The 821-nt window shown below is 45.3% G+C and carries 2 protein-coding genes; one reads left to right on the top strand and one right to left on the bottom strand.

Annotated elements, in window-relative coordinates:
- Positions 1-385 (bottom strand): MBL fold metallo-hydrolase (locus A3738_RS09065; RefSeq protein ID WP_156504131.1); only part of this gene is annotated, 385 nt, incomplete at its 3' end.
- A 108-nt stretch (positions 386-493) separates the two neighbouring features.
- Here A3738_RS09065 and A3738_RS09070 point away from each other — a divergent pair.
- The coding region (locus tag A3738_RS09070) for a DUF4156 domain-containing protein (protein WP_068763552.1) at positions 494-821 on the top strand (328 nt) is incomplete at its 3' end.

The raw sequence follows: 821 nt of genomic DNA on the forward strand, positions 1-821 counted from the left end.
AGACTTCTAGAATTTCCTGTCCGATCTCGACAGTATCACCCTGCTCTAACCACCGATTTGGAGTAAAGGATTGAGCTGGCGCAAAGCCAAACATCTGAGATTGCTGAGGCAGCATATCAATCCAGAATTGGTCTTCTTTGTGCGGCCCCTCAATGGGAAGGTTTTGAGATGTACTCAATTCCCCTACCGCACCAGCATGATCGATATGCGCGTGCGTCAAAATAATCTTATCTAGTTTAAGACCAAGCGCATCAATACGTGCCTGAATTTTAGGTAAGTCCCCGCCTGGATCTACAACCGCAGCAGACATCGTCACATCACACCAAACAAGACTGCAGTTCTGCTCAAATGGCGTAACCGGAACAATTTCGTATTTTAATGCCATTACAGCGCCTTTCGTTCGAAATCAGAGAATGAAGTTTGTGCGAGGTATTATCGACAAAGACCTGTTAATATCAACCGGCTTCTAACAACAAATTCATGGGTATTCTTCATGCAGTTCACACCTAAACGTATTCTTACAAGCATTGCGCCTGCTTTTATATTATCGATCACGCTTGTCGGATGTTCATTTGTTGATACGGTGCCCGGCAGTCAGAAGGTGATCATTAGCCACGACACGGCAGAATGTAAGCGCATTGGCGAAACCGAGGTAAAAGTACTATCCAGTATTGCTGGCATTGATCGTGACGAAGATACAATGGCGCAAGAGCTTTCAACACTAGCTCGAAATGCCGCCTACTCAAAAAAGGCGAACACCATTACTCCCATCTCAGAAATTGAAGACGGCCGTCAAACTTTTGTTCTTTACCGTTGCCGCT

The sequence above is a fragment of the Oleiphilus sp. HI0066 genome, from assembly GCF_001635725.1.